The 17215-nt window shown below is 71.4% G+C and carries 22 protein-coding genes; all 22 read right to left on the bottom strand.

The window, feature by feature from the left end:
• Positions 1-200: 200 nt before the first annotated feature.
• Positions 201-383, bottom strand: coding sequence for a hypothetical protein (locus DEJ47_RS36875; protein WP_223828340.1), 183 nt, complete (start codon positions 381-383; stop codon positions 201-203).
• A gap of 61 nt (positions 384-444) precedes the next feature.
• Entirely contained in the window at positions 445-936 is a 492-nt protein-coding gene (locus DEJ47_RS13245) for a hypothetical protein (RefSeq protein ID WP_223828339.1), read from the bottom strand.
• Positions 937-964: 28 nt separating this feature from the next.
• On the bottom strand, positions 965-1723 hold the full coding sequence (locus DEJ47_RS13240) for a hypothetical protein (protein ID WP_150168037.1): 759 nt from the start codon (positions 1721-1723) through the stop codon (positions 965-967).
• A 30-nt stretch (positions 1724-1753) separates the two neighbouring features.
• Positions 1754-2464, bottom strand: a complete 711-nt coding sequence (locus tag DEJ47_RS13235; protein WP_150168035.1) for a hypothetical protein — start codon at positions 2462-2464, stop codon at positions 1754-1756.
• Between the two features lie 21 nt (positions 2465-2485).
• Positions 2486-3400 carry a hypothetical protein gene (locus DEJ47_RS13230; protein WP_150168033.1) on the bottom strand — a complete coding sequence of 305 codons (915 nt, stop codon included), beginning with the start codon at positions 3398-3400 and terminating at the stop codon, positions 2486-2488.
• Positions 3397-4173 carry a hypothetical protein gene (locus DEJ47_RS13225; RefSeq protein WP_223828338.1) on the bottom strand — a complete coding sequence of 259 codons (777 nt, stop codon included), beginning with the start codon at positions 4171-4173 and terminating at the stop codon, positions 3397-3399. The genes DEJ47_RS13230 and DEJ47_RS13225 overlap by 4 nt, the downstream gene beginning before the upstream one ends.
• Positions 4170-4586 (bottom strand): hypothetical protein, encoded by a 417-nt coding sequence (locus DEJ47_RS13220; protein WP_150168031.1) that lies wholly within the window; start codon positions 4584-4586, stop codon positions 4170-4172. The genes DEJ47_RS13225 and DEJ47_RS13220 overlap by 4 nt, the downstream gene beginning before the upstream one ends.
• A gap of 106 nt (positions 4587-4692) precedes the next feature.
• On the bottom strand, positions 4693-5190 hold the full coding sequence (locus DEJ47_RS13215) for a hypothetical protein (protein ID WP_223828337.1): 498 nt from the start codon (positions 5188-5190) through the stop codon (positions 4693-4695).
• 35 nt (positions 5191-5225) lie between these two features.
• Positions 5226-7016: a hypothetical protein gene (locus DEJ47_RS13210; protein ID WP_150168029.1), complete on the bottom strand. Its 1791-nt coding sequence runs from the start codon at positions 7014-7016 to the stop codon at positions 5226-5228.
• Positions 7013-8155 (bottom strand): AAA family ATPase, encoded by a 1143-nt coding sequence (locus DEJ47_RS13205; RefSeq protein WP_190415759.1) that lies wholly within the window; start codon positions 8153-8155, stop codon positions 7013-7015. The genes DEJ47_RS13210 and DEJ47_RS13205 overlap by 4 nt, the downstream gene beginning before the upstream one ends.
• A gap of 194 nt (positions 8156-8349) precedes the next feature.
• Complete coding sequence (locus DEJ47_RS13200) at positions 8350-8571, bottom strand: hypothetical protein (RefSeq protein ID WP_150175600.1); 222 nt, start codon at positions 8569-8571, stop codon at positions 8350-8352.
• 89 nt (positions 8572-8660) lie between these two features.
• A complete protein-coding gene (locus tag DEJ47_RS13195; protein ID WP_150168025.1) occupies positions 8661-9917 on the bottom strand; it encodes an MFS transporter in 1257 nt (418 codons plus the stop codon).
• Positions 9918-9986: 69 nt separating this feature from the next.
• The gene (locus tag DEJ47_RS13190) at positions 9987-10337 is read right to left on the bottom strand and encodes a hypothetical protein (RefSeq protein ID WP_150168023.1); all 351 of its coding nucleotides are present in this window, start codon (positions 10335-10337) and stop codon (positions 9987-9989) included.
• Positions 10334-10735 (bottom strand): hypothetical protein, encoded by a 402-nt coding sequence (locus DEJ47_RS13185; protein WP_150168021.1) that lies wholly within the window; start codon positions 10733-10735, stop codon positions 10334-10336. Before DEJ47_RS13185 ends, DEJ47_RS13190 begins: the two co-directional genes overlap by 4 nt.
• A gap of 69 nt (positions 10736-10804) precedes the next feature.
• Entirely contained in the window at positions 10805-11986 is a 1182-nt protein-coding gene (locus DEJ47_RS13180; protein ID WP_150168019.1) for a hypothetical protein, read from the bottom strand.
• 52 nt (positions 11987-12038) lie between these two features.
• Positions 12039-12845: a DUF317 domain-containing protein gene (locus tag DEJ47_RS13175; RefSeq protein WP_150168017.1), complete on the bottom strand. Its 807-nt coding sequence runs from the start codon at positions 12843-12845 to the stop codon at positions 12039-12041.
• Between the two features lie 46 nt (positions 12846-12891).
• Complete coding sequence (locus DEJ47_RS13170) at positions 12892-13629, bottom strand: glycosyltransferase (RefSeq protein ID WP_150168015.1); 738 nt, start codon at positions 13627-13629, stop codon at positions 12892-12894.
• A 57-nt stretch (positions 13630-13686) separates the two neighbouring features.
• On the bottom strand, positions 13687-14211 hold the full coding sequence (locus tag DEJ47_RS13165; RefSeq protein WP_150168013.1) for a hypothetical protein: 525 nt from the start codon (positions 14209-14211) through the stop codon (positions 13687-13689).
• Between the two features lie 81 nt (positions 14212-14292).
• Entirely contained in the window at positions 14293-14802 is a 510-nt protein-coding gene (locus DEJ47_RS13160; RefSeq protein WP_190415392.1) for a hypothetical protein, read from the bottom strand.
• 78 nt (positions 14803-14880) lie between these two features.
• Positions 14881-15366: a hypothetical protein gene (locus DEJ47_RS13155; RefSeq protein ID WP_150168011.1), complete on the bottom strand. Its 486-nt coding sequence runs from the start codon at positions 15364-15366 to the stop codon at positions 14881-14883.
• A gap of 78 nt (positions 15367-15444) precedes the next feature.
• Positions 15445-16122 (bottom strand): hypothetical protein, encoded by a 678-nt coding sequence (locus tag DEJ47_RS13150; protein ID WP_150168009.1) that lies wholly within the window; start codon positions 16120-16122, stop codon positions 15445-15447.
• A gap of 144 nt (positions 16123-16266) precedes the next feature.
• Positions 16267-17064, bottom strand: coding sequence for a hypothetical protein (locus DEJ47_RS13145; protein ID WP_190415390.1), 798 nt, complete (start codon positions 17062-17064; stop codon positions 16267-16269).
• Positions 17065-17215 lie beyond the last annotated feature (151 nt).

Genomic DNA, 17215 nt, shown 5'->3' with positions numbered 1-17215 from the left:
CCACCGGCCAGCGGGATGGTGCGTTCCTGGCTGCCGAGGGTGACGGCGCGCAGGTACCGGCGGAACAGGGCGGCGGCCAGGCGGGGTTTGCGGCCGGATGTGATGGGCGGTGGTGTGCGGTCATGATCGTGAGTGACGGCAGGCTCCTGCGGGTGGGTGGGGCCAGCCCCGGTGGGCCGGGGCCGACGGTGGTCGGCTGGTCAGCGCGTACGACGTGCGTGCGCGGCGGGTGGCGGTGGTGGCCGGTGTGCTGCCTGTTCGGCGAGCGCGGCGCGGTAGGCGGTGCCGCCGAAGAGGCCGGCGTCGATGTCGACCCGGTATCCGGCGCGGGCCAGTAGAGGCACAGCCCGGTCGGCCATGGACTTCATGGCGATCTCGTCCATCTCGTCCGGGATCTGATGCCAGACGTCGTCCTCGACCTGATGCCGGTCGAGGCCGAGGCCGTCAAGCAGGGTCAGCAGATGCTCGGGGGGCAGCGGCGCGAGTGTCGACGTAGATCGTTCCGTCGCTGTGGTACACGGTGACGTCGACGTCGCGCTCGTCGGCGAGGGTCATCAGGCCGAGACACGCAGGTCGGCTAACGTGCGCAGGCGGGGCCGGGGCGCCGTGGTCGCGTAGAGCCACGGCAGCGTCCGTGTAGGCGGCGGCGTTCCAGACGTCGTCGGAGATGTGGACCAGGTACCCGGCTTTGTGCAGCCAGGGCACCGCATGGCTGGCGAGCTGGTTCTTCGCGTCTTCGTCGAGGTGGGCGGGTGCTTCGTGCCACACGTAGGTGGGGCCGGCGGTGGTCAGCGTGCGGCGCGTGAAGCCGAGGATGTCGAGAAGGGCGAGCAGCGGCTCGGGCGCGCCGGTTGGGGTGTCGGCGTGCACGGTGTCGCTGAGGGCTTTGCGGTAGAGCGTGACATCGGTGCCGTCATCGTCGGCACGGTTTCCCACGGGTGGTTGCTCCTGCAGAGGTAGGGGGTTATCGCCGTCGGGCCGAAGGCGCGGCCGAGGCGGTGGACGGCACGGCCGCCGGGGTGGTGCCCGGGGCGGGGCGGGCCGAGGGGTGGCCGAGGGAGGTGCTGATGCCCAGCTGGGACAGGCGGTTGCCGACGGCGCGTGCGGAGGCGGCCTGGCGGGCGGTGTCGTCGCCCGGCAGGACGAGGACACCGCGGTCGGCGTCGAGGACGAAGCCGTGGTCGGTGAGCACCTGGGTGACGTCGGCACGCTCGGGCTTGTCGACCACCAGCGCACCCTCCGACCAGGTCATGACCAGGCGCTGTGCGTCGGATGACGTTGGCGTGAGCTGCTCGGCGTTGGCGAAGACGTGGTGCACGGCGACGTAGTAGCGGGGCAGGAGGTCGACGGTGACGGCCTCGGCCGCGCTGAACGGGTCGGCCTCCACCGTGATTCCGTCGGGCTCGCGTACGCCTCGGAATGCCTCAGCCGGTACGTCGTGGGGGGCCATCGCGGCGATGAGGTAGCCCTCGCCGTCGCCGAGCGGGTCGGTGACGAACAGGCGTGTTCCGTCATGCCGTTGCAGTACCGCGCAGTGGTCCAGGGGATGCCTGGCCAGGGTCTCGGCGATGTCGTTCATGTCCCACACGTGGTCCGTGAGGATGTCGCGGACATCGAGGTCCCCGAGGTCGGGGTGGTAGGTGCTGGTCCAGGCGCCGGGAAGTTCGCCGGCGAGGACGGTGGCGAACGAGGCGAGGCTGGTGTCGGGGATGGGGTCGTGCATGGGCTCCTCGAAAGGGGGACGGGGTGCGGGTCAGCGCCTCGGGTGGGCCGGTGCGGGGGCGGTTGGCACGCCTACGGGAGAGGTGAACAGGCGCGGTGGCGGCGGCGGGCAGGCGCACACGGCGGAGGCTTCGCGTTCGCCCGGTCCGACCTCGGTGGTGCACGCGCGGCGCTGGGGATGGTCCTGGTGCCGGTCGGCGAGGTCGTTGCGGGTGTGAGCCAGGTCGGACCACAGGACGCCGAGCCGGTGTTCGGCGAGGTACTGCAACCGCTTCGCGGTGTGCGGATCCGCCGGCTGGCCGAGGTCCTGGCAGAAGGCGGCGGTGGCAGCGAGCACCTCGCCGAGGGCGATGAGGACGCCGTCGTGGGAGGCAGTCAGTTCGGTCAGAACGTCAGCGACCTCGTCGCTGGTGGTGGCCTCGCGGATCCGCTCGGCGAGGTGAGCGACCTGGGCGCCGAGTGGCAGGTAGTGCGGCTCGCGGGTCGTGGTGTCGAAGTCAGCATCCGTGTCGACCGTGTAGTTGACGGCGCGTAGCCGGGCCACGGCGCGGGTGGCGAGACGTTTCTCTTCTGCTTCGTCGAGGCCGATGGGCAGGCGGTGATAGGTCTCGTGGAGGCGGACGACGGGGACGAAGGCGGTGCGCTGGAGGATGCTGTGGGCTTCGGGATCGCCGCCGCGGGCGAGGACTTCTCCGGAGTGCACGTCGCGCCCCAGGACCAGGGATCGATCGGCGAGGGCCAAGGGGGAGGTTCTTTCTGGCGGTCAGCGGACATGCCGGCTGGTGCCGGGCGCGGGGGGCGGCCCAATTACGCGATTCGCGGGCGGTGTTGGTGTCGTGCCAGAGGTGCGGCCGTTGGTCGGCAGGGCGCCAGCCATGGCGGTGAGGTCTTGTTGGATGCCGTGCAGGCGGCGGGCGATCAGCTCCAGCTGGTGTGCGCTGCCGGGACCGTGGGCGTCGGGTAGGCGGTCGAGCCGTTGTGCGGTGTGCTCGACGAGGCCGCGCACGGTGGACAGTGGCCCGGTGTGCTCGTCGGCGAGTTGCCGCAGTAGGCCGCCGAGTTGGGCTATGACGTCTATGGCGTCGGCCTGCAGTGTGGAGCGTCCGGCAAACCGGGTCTGCTGGACGGCCTGCTGCGGATCAGGGCCGGTGCGGGGCGCGATGAGGCCCAGCTCGGCCTCGATGCGCCGACTCTCGACGGTGAGCGTCTTGAACAGCGGTCGCTGCTGCGTCCAGGCGCCGTCGGCGCGGATGAGGTTGGCGAGCAGGTCGAGGCGTCCGGGCTGCGCTTGAACGGCGATCCACCGGCAGCCGTGATCGTCGCCGGGGTGGTGGATACCTGTGGCGCGGGCGATCCGGTGGGCGATCTCGGCCCACTCCGGGAGGGTGAGGTCGCGGTCGTCGGGGTGCAGGCGCGCGGTCGCATGCCAGATGGCCCGGCGGTCGCCCTGCTCGTTGGCCGCGTGGCGGTGCTGCCAGGAAGGGATGTTCAGATGCTGGGCCCAATCGGCAGAAGTCCAGCCCCGTTCCTCGTCGTCGAGGAAGTAGGCATCCAGCCCTGGCCAGTGGGCGACCACCGTGTGGTCGGTCAGCCCTTCCTGGCGGCTGACGGGTCGGCCCAGCGCCTCGGCGACCGCATCGTTGGGGTCGATGCCGCGCTCGTGAATACGAATGATCATGAAGGGGTGAAGTTCCGTGTTGCGCGGACGTGCTGGGCAAGTTCGTGGGCGGTGGCGATGAGCGTGTATTCCCGCACCAGGTCGGCGTGGACGGCCGGATCGCCGGGCGGCAGCAGTTCCAGGGCGTGGCCGATCGCTGTGAGGGCCTCGGGGTAGTGGCCCAGGCTGCGCCGGGCGGAGGCCATGCGGAACAGGGCGACCGGGTCCGTCAGTCCGCCCTCGGGGAGCAGTCCCACCAGGGCCAGCATCAAGGACGCCCGGCCGGGCAGCAGGCTGCCCAGCCACAGGCCGTGCAGCAGGACGTGCACGGTCTTGGGGTGGGCGTCGGAGGCAACGAGCACGCGGTCCATGACGGCCAGGCCGTCCGGCTTCGATTGCCCCAGTCGCGAGAAGGCGTACAGCGCCTCGCTGTAGGGGTCCGCGTTGAGCACGCTCACCGGCACCTTGCACATCAGCGATTCGATGGTGTGGCAGCGGAAGTCGTAGCGCAGCGTGCTGAGGTAGAGGTGCCGGTATGTCTGCCAGATCACCGGGTCGGTGCTGGAGTCGGTCACCTGCTCCTCGGTGAGCAGATCCAGCGCGCTGTTCTTGGCGGCGCGGGCCCGCCAGGCGACGTCGGCGCACACCTCAGCCGATTCCTGCCAGGTCGCGTCCAACTCGCGCAGGGTCTGGACCAGAAGCTGCGGCCACTCGCTGCCGGTGATCGCCTCGATGGCGGCAGATGCCGCATCGGCCAGGGTCTCGGCGCGCTCTGTCTCGGATGCGTGGGTCACCGGCCGCCTCGGGCGTCGGCAACATGGACCACCTGGTTGAGGTGGGTGAGCGAGTACCAGCCGCAGTCGACGTCCTCGTCGGCGCCGGCCATGCGCGGGACCAGGTAAGTACGCAGGGCCTGCTGGTAGATGAGGCAGTCCGGGCACCGGGCGGACAGGTGCACGAGGTAGCGCGGGTGCGCGGTGACGTACGAGCGCTCGCCGCCGGCCGGGTCGTACAGGCGCCAGCCGTCCTCGTCGGTCGCGGTGTGCCGCGACGGGGTGACGACCTTGTAGGCGTCGCCCCACAGTTCACTGCCGGAGGTGCCCTTGAGGATGACGACCCGGTCACCGGGACGGAAGTGGGCGTGGGTGATGTCCCGGTCGGGGGTGACGATGTCACCGGGGGCCTGCGGATGGCGGGATGGGGGCACAGCGGGGTTCCTTCCACGAGGTACGCGAGGAGGCTTGGGAGGAACAAGAATCCGGAGAATCCCCGGTTTCGGTAACCGGGGATCGTCGGGTATACAGCCCCGCGTTCTACCGGAACGGGTTCTCCGTCCCGGTGTCCTCGGACGTGGCGGCGTCCAGGAGTTCGGGCAGGTCAGAGCCCTCGGCGTCCCGCTGGTCGATCCACCAGCCGGCGCGGTCAACGGTGCGGATCTTGTCTTCCAGGACGGCCCAGTCGGTCTCGTCCCAAGTGCCCTCGCTCACCAGCGCGCTGTACGCGGCGGTGACCAGCTGGTGACGGGAGCGCTCGCCCCAGTCCAGGGCCCGCTCGGGTCCTTCGAGCGGCGGCATGTCGAACTGCTCGGCCCACTCGCGGGCGGCCTGCTGCTCCTCGGCGCGCTTGGCGGCGAGCCAGGCTTCCTTGGATTCCGTGTCGGAGTCGCGGGCGGCCTTCCAGCAGTCGGTGCAGTCGCGGCCTTCGAGCCAGCGCGCGTATCCGGCGCGCCGGTCGGCGGGGCGGTTAGACAGGTTGTGCGTCACTTCGTGTCCACAGCTGTGGATGATCTTCCAGATCGTGCGTACTGCCACGTGGTTGGTCCTGCTTTCTGTCTTTTTGTCTTGTCTCAGCGGGTCCTGCGGATGGCGTCCGTGGCCGCCGTGGCGATGGCGGCGGGAGCGCTGGAGGGCTGGGGAAGGTGCAGCAAGGTGGTCCCCGGCAAGTGTTGGGACCGCGCGGTGAGGGTGAGCTGGAGCACGGCGCAGCCGGCGGTGGTGAGCCGCTTGACGCGGGTGACGGCTTCGGAAGTTTCGTCGGGGGTGTAGACGGCGTCGGTGACGATCACGAGGAGGCGGCCGGTGCCGGGGCGGCTGAGTTCGAGGCCGTGGTCGAGCGCGTCCAGGGCGTTGGCGAGGTTGTGACTGCTGCCGTTGGCGCCGAACATCGCCACGCGCTCCGGTGCCCGGTGGGTGGGTCGGGTCAATGCGGTCAGGTGCGTGTCGTAGGCGATGGTGGCGGTGCGGGAGTCGGGGTCGGTCAGGGCTGCTGCGCGTGCCACGATCCAGGCCGCGGACGCGACGGGCGCGCAGGCGGCCCGCATGGAGCCGGAGACGTCCACCGCGATTCCCACCCTCAGTGGCGGACTGGGGGAGTTCCGGCGGCGGGTGCGGCTGAACGGTTCCGCAGTGGGCACCGACCCGGCCGCGCGCTGGGCGTCGCGGGCGAGGGCACGGCCCATGTTGAGGCGGCCGGGCGGGGTGGGGCTGGTGGTCCGCTCCTCGGTCCGCTCGCGGTAGGCGGCGGCACGCAGGGCACGGCTCAGGCGAGCTGCGGCGCTCTTCTCGGCGGCGGTGGGCCTGCGGGTGCCGGTGACCGGGTTGCTGTAGGGCGCGGGTGTGCCGTCGGGGGTGACGGTGGCGCCGCCGGAGTTGAAGACGGAACTCGCGGTGGCGGCGGCCTGGCGACGCCGACTGGCCTGCTGGGCACGGTCGTTGGCCTGAGCCCTTGACCGGTCGGCCAGGGCGTTGGTCGCTGCGGCCTGTGCCGCGAGGTCTGCGGCGTCGGTGGCTGCCGCGCTGTCCATGACGACCCCCACGGCGCCGGACAGCAGATCGGTGAGGTTCTCCGGAACGGGCAGGGCGGGGGCCGCGGTGTCCAGAGCGTCACACCATGCTTGACCGTGCGCGAGCATGCTCGTGGCGTCGTGGTCGGCGCAACCGTGGGCTGCGGTCCAGATGCGGGTGAGGGTGGCCAGCAGGTCTGCGCCCAGCACCTTTTCGCACAGATCGGCGACCGCACGGGTTTCGCCAGCGTCCAGGATGCCGGCGTCACGGCGGCCGAGGACCAGGGCCGCCGTGGCGGCGGCCTGCTCGATGCCCTGGACGGTGGGGTGGGCGATGTCGGGCATCACCAGGGTGCGGGCGCTGGTGCGCAGGTACGTGCGGTCCGTGGGCCGCGTGATCAGGTGTGCGCCTTCGACGCGGCTCTCCTCCAGCAGGAGCGCGGCCTCGACGGCACGGGGGTCCGCTCCGGCAGGCTGCGTCCAGACGGAGTGGGCCGCGTGCGCGGCCTCGTGGACGAACACGCCCCAGGCGGCGGGATACCGCTCCTCGTCGCCCACGATCCGCGGATGGATCTCGTGGGGCTTCAGCGGGGCGAACAGGGCGGCGTCGAATTCGACCTCGGCCAGAGCGGGGAAGTACGCGGCCGGTGCGCCGCTGCGTGTGCCGGGGCGGCAGGTGACGAGGAGGTCCTGGCGGCCGGAGAGGGCGACGAGCCGGTCGCCGAGTTCGGCTCCGACGCGCAGCCACGCGGCCGGTGAGGTGCGGGGTTGTGCGGGCGGGGCGCCGTCGTCGTCCCACCGCGCGAGGTCGGCGGCGTCGTCCGGTGGGGACTGGATGTGGTGGTGGGCGCTCATCGCGGGCGGCCCCGGTGCGTAGGGGCGGTGGTGCCCGGGGGCTGCCGGGTGGTTGAGGCGGGGAGCTGCTTGCCGAGGGTGAGGGGCGCGATCTTCTTGACGCCGACAGTCTTGATGATGGCGGCGGCGACGGCGTCGCGATCTTCCACAGGCGCGATGCCGACGAGGTTCGCGAGCGCGGCATTGGTGCCGAGAACGGCCTCGGTCCTCTGGTAGCTCAGCAGTTCCCGTAGCTGCGGGGCCCAGCCCAGCTCGCCGAGTTCGACCTGGTAGGCGAGGTGCCGGGCGACCCGGACGACCCGGGCATCGACCCTCAGCGCCGTGGCGAGGTCATAGTCCGTGCCGATCTGGATCTGCACGCTGAACCGACTCGACAGCGCCTCCGTCAACACCGCGCCGTGGACTCCGGGATTGTGGCCTGCGACCACGTAGAAGCCCGGCTCGGCCTTGATGGTCTCACCCTTGTGGGCCTTGACCTGGATCTGCCGGCGCCCGTCCATCGCGGGATACAGCGCCGCCAGGACCATCGGCGAGATCAGGGTGGCATCGTCGATCAGCAGGGCACGGCCCTCGGTCATCGCGGTGACCAGCGGACCGTACTGGAAGACATAGCCTCCGGCGTCGGCCTGCGTCCAGTCGCCGATCAGGTCGCCGACCTCGGTGTCCCCGTCTCCGGCGACGGTGAGCAGGTCCGGGAACGCCGCCTCCACCAGCGATGTCTTGCCGGTGCCCGGAGGGCCGTAGAGCAGCACCGGCACGTCGGCGTCACGCAGCCGGTTCAGCGCCTCGACGTCGGGCAGATCGGCTAGCTCTCGGGGGTGGTAGACCTGGCCTCCCGGGCGGCGGATCGGGCCGGTCTGCTTCGGAGTGGCTGCTGCGGTAATGGTCGTGCGGGCCTGGGCCGCCTTGGCCCGAGGAGCGTGGGTGCCCGGTGGGCTGATCACAGCGGCCTGCGCGGCAGCAGCGGTTTTCGCGTTCGCGCGGAACTCCGGCTGCCCGCTTCCGCTTTGGTCCGCCTCGCCGCGTCGCACCAGGGTGAGGGCGGCGTTGCGGACGGCACCGTGGGAGTGACCCAGCTGCCTGGCCATGTCACCGATGGTGAGCGTGTCCGCCGGCCGGTCGGCCAGCAGTCGGGCCACCTTGGCCCGTAGTTCGCCGCCCTTGGTACGCGCTGGACTGGCAGGCGTTGTGGGTGTGGTCAAAACGAGATTCCTTCAACAGGTGCTGATGCAAGCGGGGTTGGCGATGTGCTGGAGCAACTGGCCGCTCTCGGAGCGGATCACGGAGTGTGCCGACAGCGGCGACCGGACCAACCAGGGCGTACCGTCGGCGCTCACCGGCCGACCGAGGGCTCGGTCCAGGGGCACGGGTACTCCGACGACGAGCAGCTCGCCGGCTGCTGAGCAGGCCCGTGCGTCTGCTCCGCACCGGGTTGCGTCGCTCGGCAGGCGCAGGCTGGCGTCTCTTCGAAGCCGGCCTGGAGCAGGACCCGCCGCGCGGCGGCGTTGTAGCCGGTGGTGGTGACCTCGCCGGTGATGGCGTGCCGGATCGGAATGAACGGCTCTGCTGGTACGTCGGGCAAGGCGGATCTCCTAATCGGTGGTCGGGGATGAGGACCGGTATGGGCAGATGGAGCGTGGTGGCTCAGGACCGCGCGCCATGGGCTGGCGTGCGCCGATGCCTGCCCCGGCGGCGGGCAGGGCCGGGGACGGCCAGACGGCGGCGGGCGCCAAGCAACACCGCTAGGCAGGCGAAGGCTCCGCCGGCCGGGAGCGCTGCGGCGTACGGATGCGCGGAGAGCACGCCCGCGAGCGCGGTGCCCGCGGCCTGACCGGTGCCCACCGCGGCGATCAGCCAGGCGTATGCCTCGGTGCGGGTGCCGGCGGGCGCGAGCGCATCCACCGTCAGGAACGCGCTGGTGATCAGCGCGGTGAGGAAGAGGCCCGGCAGCGCCGTGAGCATGATCGCGGAGTGCGGCCCGGGGCCCACGCAGAGCGGCGCCCACGCGAGAGCGAACAGCACTGCCCAAGTGCGGAGTTGACTATGTAGAGGCCCGGGCCAGTTGCGCCGGCCGTACAGGACGCCGCCGACGAGGCTGCCGACGGACAGCGCGGCGGGGATCACCCCGGACAGCAGGGCCATGCCGTGCCGTTCGGCCATGGCCACGGCCCACACGTTCATCGCTCCCAGCGCGAAGCCGACGCCGCAGACGGCGAGGAACAGCAACCGCAGCCCGCCGTGCTGCAGGGGCCCGAGGAACCCGCCCGCACGCCCACCTTCGGGATGCCACTGCCGGGAGGGCGCGGCGCTGAGCACCGCGCTCGCCCCGAGCAGCCCGAGTACCGCGGTGACCGTCATGGCGGCGCCGGGCCCCTGGAGGGTGGACAGCGTGGCGACCAGCGGAGGTCCGGCGACGTAGATCAGACCCTGGGCTCCTGTGTCGAGCGCGAGGGCGGCCCGGCGCCGCTCCGGATCCGGCAGCACCGCGGCCCACAGGGCGCGCAGATTCGCCTCCAACGGCGGCGTGCTCAGCCCTGCCAGGACGACCAATCCGGCCGCGAGCCCCGGGGCGGCGACGGCGTCGGCGTACGCCAGCAGCAGGAGGCAGACCGTGGTCGCCAGGACGGCTGCCGTAGTGACAACGGTCTGGCCGCGCCGGTCAACCATGCGCCCCAGGGCTGGCTGCCCGATGGCGCTCGCGAGCCCGTACAGCGCACACAGCAGTCCCCCGGTCGTGAGCGATCCTCCCTGTTCTGCGATCAGCAGGAGGATTGCGACGGGGACCATGCCGTTGGGCAGGCGGCCGATCAGAGTGCCCAGCAACAGCCGGGCGACGTGCCGCTCGGCGAGCAACGGCCGGGAAGTGGGGCGGTCCTGCGGGCGGCTGGTACGGGAGTTCAACGCGGAGGTGCTTTCGGTGATCGTCTGGCGGGGACGAGAGGCGTGGGGCCTTCGTGTGGAGACGGCAGGTCAGCGCCATTGCCGCCGCGGCGTGCCGGCGGGTGCGGGTTGTGCGGTCATGGCGGTCTTCGTGCGGCGGGGCGCCGATGGCGCGGACGCGGCGGGCGGGACGGCGCGCAGGTCGGGGTCGAGGTCGACGCTGTAGCGGGCGGCGGTGAGCATCTCGGCGGCCCACGTGGCGTGCTCGTTCTCCCAGGTGCGGCCCAGGTCGAACGGCAGCCGGATCCAGACGCCGCGCAGCTGCGGGTAGGTGTCGAATCCGGCGCGCTTAAGGACGCTCGCGGCGAAGTGGTCGACCGGGCCCTCGACGTCGACTTCGCCGCCCTGGCCGCGGGTGATACGGATTGGCACCTCGCTCATCGGCTCCGTCCCTTCGCGGCCCTCTGGGCTTGGCCGCCGATGGGCACGGCGCCGGGCTGGGGCAGGTACTCGGGGAGGGTGGTGGTCGGGGCGCCGCGGTGTTGCGGGGAGCGGGTGGAGGCGGCCTGCGCGATGCGGTTGCGGCGCTCCATCAGCCCGTTGCGTACGGCAGGCCGGGGCGGTGCGGCGCTGCGGCCGGGGTCGAGGCTGTAGTCGGCGTGGACCTCATAGCCGTGACGGCGCAGGTCGTGGACGGCCTGGCGGGTGCGGCGGATGCCGTCTTGCTCGGGGTTGGTGAGCCGGTATAGGCCCGGGGTCTCGGGGACGGGCTCGAACTGTTCGCGGACGAGGAACCAGTCCGCGAGGTGTGCGGGGATGTTCGCGGTGGCGGCGGCCACGAAGCCGTGGTCGGGGTGGGCGCCGAAGCGGAAGTGGTCAGACAGTGGCGATCCTTTTCTCGGGAGCGGTCAGCGGTGCACCGTCGGCGCCGGCGCGGCCGGGGGCGGCACGGGGCGGGAGGTGAGGGCACGCTGGCTGGAGGAGGCCAGAGCAGTCGGCCCGGCTGGCTTGGCCGCGCGGACCTGTCGCTCGAACGCCGCGCTGTCGGCGAGCCACGTCTCGATGGCCGGCCGCGCGGACAGGCCGAACTCGGCACGCACATGGTGGTACTCGTGGGTCTGCAGCAGTCGACGAAGCTGATGCAGATCGTCGTTGAGGCCGGTGTACTCGCGCATGGCCGCTTCGCTGTCAGCGAGGGCGCCACGCAGCCGGACGACTGCGGCCTGGTCACCCGGCCAGGGGCTGGACCCGGGGTCGCATCGGGCAATCAGATCAGGAGCTAGGTCGGCCACGGTGCGGAACTCGATCCAGGCGAGGTCGGCGAAGGAACGCTCCAAGGCGTCCGTGATCCGTCCGGTCAGCGGTACGCCATCGGCGTAGTGGCCGGACTCCTTCATCCCCTGAAGCCTCCGGTGCTCGCCCCGGATACGCTCCAGCGCCGCCAGAACAGTGTTCAGGTCCCGATGGTGCACGGCGTTTCGGTAAAGGGGCAGGAAGGTGCCGGCGATGAGGGCGGCTGCCCGGTCGGGTTCGGCAGGCAGCACCATGGTGCTCGGCGTGGTCGGATCCTCGAGAACGTCTTCCTTCTCGTGGTCGGTGAGCGCGCCGAGAAGGTAGCCGCTGGAGTGACCGGGCCTCTCCATCAGCAGCAGCTCGGTGCCCTGCCCGTCCTTGAGGACGGAGGCGAAGGGCACGTTGTGGTTCTGCAGAGCGGCGTGAATCTCCCCGGCTTCCCAGAGCTGGTACCAGAGGTCGTCCTGCCACAGCGGAAGGCTGTAAATCTCCAGCCGGGCGCTCCAGTTGCCCGGTAGCTGGGCTGCGATCTCGGTGCCGACGTCGCCGAGGTAGCGGCGGGTGCTGGTGACGAGGGCGATCCCGTGTTCGTAGGCGTGGGCTGCCAGGGCGCTGGCAGCACGCCGGGCCGCCTTCGGGTCGGTGAGCGGGACCGCGTAGGCCCCGCCGGGCTGGCGGGTGAGACCGGCGGCTTCGATGGCCTGGTTGGCCTTCTGGTAGTTCTCGCCGACGGCGATCGCAACGAGGCCCAGGGTGGCGCTGGTGCTGAGGGCGATCTCGGTTGAGGGGGGTGTCATCAGGGTCCTGGTGGGTTGATCCTGCGAGCGAACTCGTCCGAACGGACGTGGCTCAGCGGGACTTCGGCGAGCGCTTGGACGGGTGGCCGCGCGCGGGTTCGGCGGATGAGGAGCGCGCAGAAGGGGATCGCGGCGTCGGAACGTGCTCGATGGTCACCAGAGGAAGGACGGCCTTGGGGAACGGGAAGGCCGTGGTGCGCAGAATGGGCCGCGGATCGAGCGTCTTGGTTACGACCGCGTGCATGAGGAAGTCGGGCGCCTGATGCGTGAACGAGATGTCCCACAGGTGACCGAGGTCGTCCGGGGAGGCGGCCACGTGCCAGGCAATGGATGCGTCGCCATGGATCGCAGGTGCTGACGAGTCCGGTGGCCGGCCGATCACGGCGGCCTGCCCGTCACGCGAGATGAAGCCGGATAGCCCAGAGTCGTCGAACGGGTTCCAGGCGTCGACGTCGACCAACAGCTCGAACGGGCCGGGTTCGAAGCCGATTCCGTAGACGACGTGATCCGGATCGGCGGCCAGCTCGGCTGCCAGAGTGCCGACGAGCGTGGAGACGAATTCGATCGGCGCGGCGCCGCTGATGCTGGTCCGCCAACGCTCGGCGGCGTCCGCGTCGCTGCGGGCTGAGATCACCAGGTGGGGGCCTCGTCCCACGCTCTCCTGCTCGTGGCGGATGGTGATGCGACGGCAGGGGCTGGTGGCGGTGAACGAGGAGTAGTCGGTGTGCGCATCCCACCCTGCCTCCTCGGCGAACACGTCCAGGAATTCGCGGTGGGTGGCGGGGAGGCTGGCGGCCAGGTAACGGGGAGAGATAAGGATCTTCTCCCGGGGACGGTCCTGGGCCGGGATATCAGGCATAGGTGCTTTCGGTGAGGGGCGTATGGGGATAAGCGGGCCGTCCCGGCTACGCGGCGGCCGGGTCGCAGTCGCGCCGCGGCAGGCACGCGGCGCGCAGGCTCAGGCCGAAACGGTGAGCGAACGATTTCGCCCGCGACTCCAGTTCGTCGTAGCCGTCCTGCGCTGTCATCTGCCCCGGATGCTTGCGGTAGCGGTAGACCGGCACGGGCACCACGACGCCCGGGGCCAGGCAGGTCACGGCGAGCGCGCAGTAATCCTCGCCCTGGACCAGGCCGCCCATGGGGGCCGCACGCACCAGATCGGTGCGGGCCAGGAGGGTGGTCGGGCCGAGCGGGATGGTGTCAGCCGGGTCCCGCCAGTACCGCCACACGTCCCCGGCCTCGTGCCGGCCCGGCGGCGTCGGGGGCCGCCACAGGGTCGCGGTTCCGTCGGCGTAGAGGTCCTGGCTGTATCCGGCGCACCAGCCCACCCCGGTCTCCTCCAGGACACGCAGCCGCACGTCCATCGCCCCGTCGGTGAACTCGTCATCGTCGTCGGCCCAGTTGACGTACTCGGTCCGCACCTCGTCGAGGGAGAAGTTCCGGGCGCAGGCCGCGCCGACGGGGCGCGGAATGACCAGAGTGCGGACGCGGGGATCAGCGGCGAGAGTGGTGGGGAGCCGGGCGGGGTCGGCGCCGTCGAGGGCAACAATGGCCTCCCACGGCACGCTCTGCCGGCACAGGCTGGCATGCATGGCCACCAGGAACGCGAGGCGTTCAGGGCGGAGTTGGGTGGCGATGACCACCGTGATCTTCGGGTGCGGGGGCAGGGGTATCTCCGGGCGGTGCGGCAGGTGCTGGGGCTAGCGGCGGGCGGTCTTGCGGGGCGTCGGCGTCGCGGGTGACGCGGCGGTCGATGGGCGCCGCGCGGTGCGAGGCGAGATGACCGGGGGCCGGGAGTCCGGCGGCCAGGCACCGGGGTTGGCGTTGATGCGGCTGCGCGGGTCGGTGTCCCACAAGACGACGGGGCCGCGGTCGTACGCCTGCAGGGCGATCACTTCGACGCCGTGCGGGTGCAGGACGTATGCCCACTCCAGCTCGTCGGTGCCGTCCTGCGTGACGAGGAGGCGTTCGGCCGTGTCGTCCGCGCCGATGACGATCACGTCGGTGATCTGGCGGCTGGGCCACTCATCGCCCCCGGTCAGGGAGCGGCGCAGGGCTTTGGGAGCGCCATCGAGGAGGTCTGTGCCCAGCTCGTCCCAGCCGTGTTCGACGTCGTCGATCAGGTGCCGGGCCATCGCTTCCAGATCACCGGCGAACCGGTGCTGGTAGGCGGCCAGGAGCAGGGGCAGTTTGCTGTCGGGGTAGCCGTCGAAGTGGACGTACATGCCGGCGAAGCCGTCGGCGGTGGGACGGGCTATGACGGAGCGAGTGGACAGATCGGTCTCCTGAAGAGCGAGCGGGTGGGGTCAGTGCGCGCGGGGGCGCGGCGCCGAGGCTGACACCGGTGGTGGCTGGGCGGGGGCCGTGCTGCGCGTGGTGGCCTGGGGTGGTGTGGTGCCGGGGATCGGCCGACCGGGCTTCCACAGGCTGGTGGTGTCGCGGAACCGCACGCAGGGGTCGGTGTCCCACGCGACGATCGGACCGCGTGCCGAGCCGGGCGCGCCGATCACTTCGATGCCTTCCGGGTGGAGGACGTAGGCCCAGTCCAGCCGGGAGGCGGTCTGCTCGGTGAAGACGAGGCGTTCGCCGGGCGAGCGCTCCGGGTAGCGGCGTCCGGGCTCGTGGTGGCCCCGAGGGAGGGTGTCGCGGAGGAAGCCGGGGGCGTGGACCAGCAGGTCTGTGCCCAGGGACGACCAGCCTTCCGGGGCGTCGTCGATGAGGTACCGGGTCAGGGCCTCGGTGTCTTTGCCGAAGGTGTACTGGTGTGCGGCGAGCAGTAGCGGCAGGTGGTGGCTGGGGTAGCCGTCCGAGTGCACGTACGTGCCGGCGTATCCGGTGCCGGTGGGGCGGGCGATGACGGAACGAGTGGACAGAGGATCTTCCTGTCGGTGAGGTCAGCGGGAGGAGCGGCGCACGGGCGCAGCCGGTGCGGCAGGAGCCACGGCTGGGGCAGCCCGTACGGCGCCGGGCCGGTTCGGACGCCGGTAGGTGCCGGCCAGGTGGTCTTCGCCCACGTAGGCGAGCTGGTCGCCCAGTTCAGACAGTTCTTGGGCGTGCCGGCGGTACCGCTCGGCGATGCGCGGCTCCTGGTTGCGTTCGCACCAGTCGGCCGCGGCTTCGAGGAACTCGTGCAGTTCGCCCAGGGCGCCGTGCCCGTCGCCGAGCACCGCGGAGGTGACCGCCTGAAACTCCGCGGCGGTGCGCGCCTCGTGGAGCTTGTCGGACCACGCGGGGACACCGTGACCGGCGTCGGCGAGGGTGAGCGACTCGGTGAACGGTCGCGCGTCGTGGGTAGCCCAGCGATGGAGGTCGTCGGCGGATGGCCGGGTTTCGCGTGGGGCAGGGGCACGGGGCCGCTCCGCTCGCGCTAGGTGTGGCACCCTCGTGAGGTTGGTGCCACCGCGCCCCGGCCAGGGAGTGTTTCCCCGCACCGCCGGACGCCGCCGGATACCTCCGGTTCAGGCGGTCGTCGCTAGCGCGGCGGCTGCCGCGCGGGCGATGTCGGGGTCGGCTCGGATCGCCGCGACGACCTCGTCAGCGGTCGGACCGGCGCCCTGGGCGGGCACGGTGCGGCATGCCCGGTCCTGCAGTTCGCTCAGGAACGTCAGGGTGGTGGTGTACTCGGCGACGGCCTCCTCGTCCTGGTCGGCGGCGAGGCCGGCGCACACCGACTCCAGGGCAGCTCGCAGGCTGGTCAGGGCCGTCCCCACCGGCTGAGGGCATCGGGCCCTGGCCAGGCCGGGGTGTTTCCGGGTGGCGGTGTACGCCTTGCCCAAGGTGCGGGCGACTGCCTGGAGGCAGTCCGCAGCCTCGTAGAGCGTCTGGCCGGGGTGCCCCAGGCAGCCCAAAGGGCTGTAGTTGCGGCCGTCCGCGTCCTTGGAGAACTGCCGGTCGATACCCAGAACCTTCAGCCCGTGGGCGGTGGCCAAGGTGTTCACGGTCTGGCTCAGGGTGTAGCCGGCCTGAGCGACGCCCTCGGCCATGCGGGTCACGGTGCCGCGGCGTTCCGTCGCGGCGGTCGTCTCGGCTTCGGTGGCCAGGGCCTTGTGCTCGGCCCCGAGCTGCTCGAAGGCGGTCACGAGCTGGGCCACCGCGTGGGGCAGGTGGTCGTGGTCAGCCGAGGGGAGCTCGGTCATCGGGGCCCTCTGTTTCGTGGTCCGGTGAGGAGGTCGCAACGTAGCGAGTAGCCGCGTCTTCGCGGATAACGGGGATCCGCGGGCTTGGACACGGCGCGGGGCCCACCGCGGTGGGCCCGGCACCAACCCCATGAGACGGCACAGCTAGGCGCGGTCCGTCGCCGCGGAGCCGACCGGCGGGCCGGCGGCGTCGGTGCGGGCGCACGTGTAGCCGATCAGCTGGGACGGGGCGGCCTTCGCCGGGACGGTGGCGGCGTCGGAGCACACGAACGTGTAGGTCACCGAGGTGCGCGGGGTGCCGTGCAGCCAGGCGTTGTCTTCCTTGGAGGGGTTGATCTGCAGCCCGGAGTGCGCGACGGCGTCGGTCTGTGTGTGGGTGTGGGCAAACAGCAGGAGTGCTCCGCCGTCGCGGGTCTTGAGCGCGTAGGCGTCCTTGAACCGGTTGCTGGCGCCGGCGAAGACGGTGGTGCCCAGCTTCCCGAACTTGCGGGTCGTCTTGTCGTGGACCTTGATCTGCTGCCGACTGGCCTTGGTCGGCTTGAAGACCTTGGTCCCGGTGTTCGTCCCGCCGGTCGCGAAGTTGTCGATCACTCCGGCGCGTAGCACGCTGGCGTCGGCGGCGAGCTGCTTGTTGCCGGTGGCGTCGACTGCGGTGGCGTGGCCGCTCTTGTCGAGGGCGATGTCCGGCAGCGTCTTGGATTCGAGATCGACGACGGAGACCAGCTCCCACCGCTTGTCCTTCGGCTGCTCGGCGAAGACGGCGATGCGGCTGGGGTCCTTACCCTTCTCGCTGGAGAGCGCGGCGGCGAACCAGCGGTCCTGGCCGGTGGTGAAGCGCGGGATGTACAGCTTGGCGCTGGAGGCGTCGTACGACCACGGCTTGTACGGCTTGCGGTCGGCCTTGGGCAGGCCCTCGGTCTCGGTGTATTCGGAGACGGACATGGCGTACACCGGGCCGTCTTCGACGGTGTCGAGCCGGGCACGGTCACGCTGCGCGTTGGCCTCGTTGTTGATCTTCGAGTAGGTGGTGATGACGGCGCGGGCCTGCGCGTCACTGAGCGCGGGCGCCGGCTTCGGCGGGGCAGGCGTGGAG

It is taken from the genome of Streptomyces venezuelae (genome assembly GCF_008642355.1).
Lineage (GTDB): Bacteria > Actinomycetota > Actinomycetes > Streptomycetales > Streptomycetaceae > Streptomyces > Streptomyces venezuelae_B.
The sequence above is the reverse complement of the archived record's forward strand: the minus strand, read 5'-3'. Positions and strand labels throughout refer to the sequence as shown.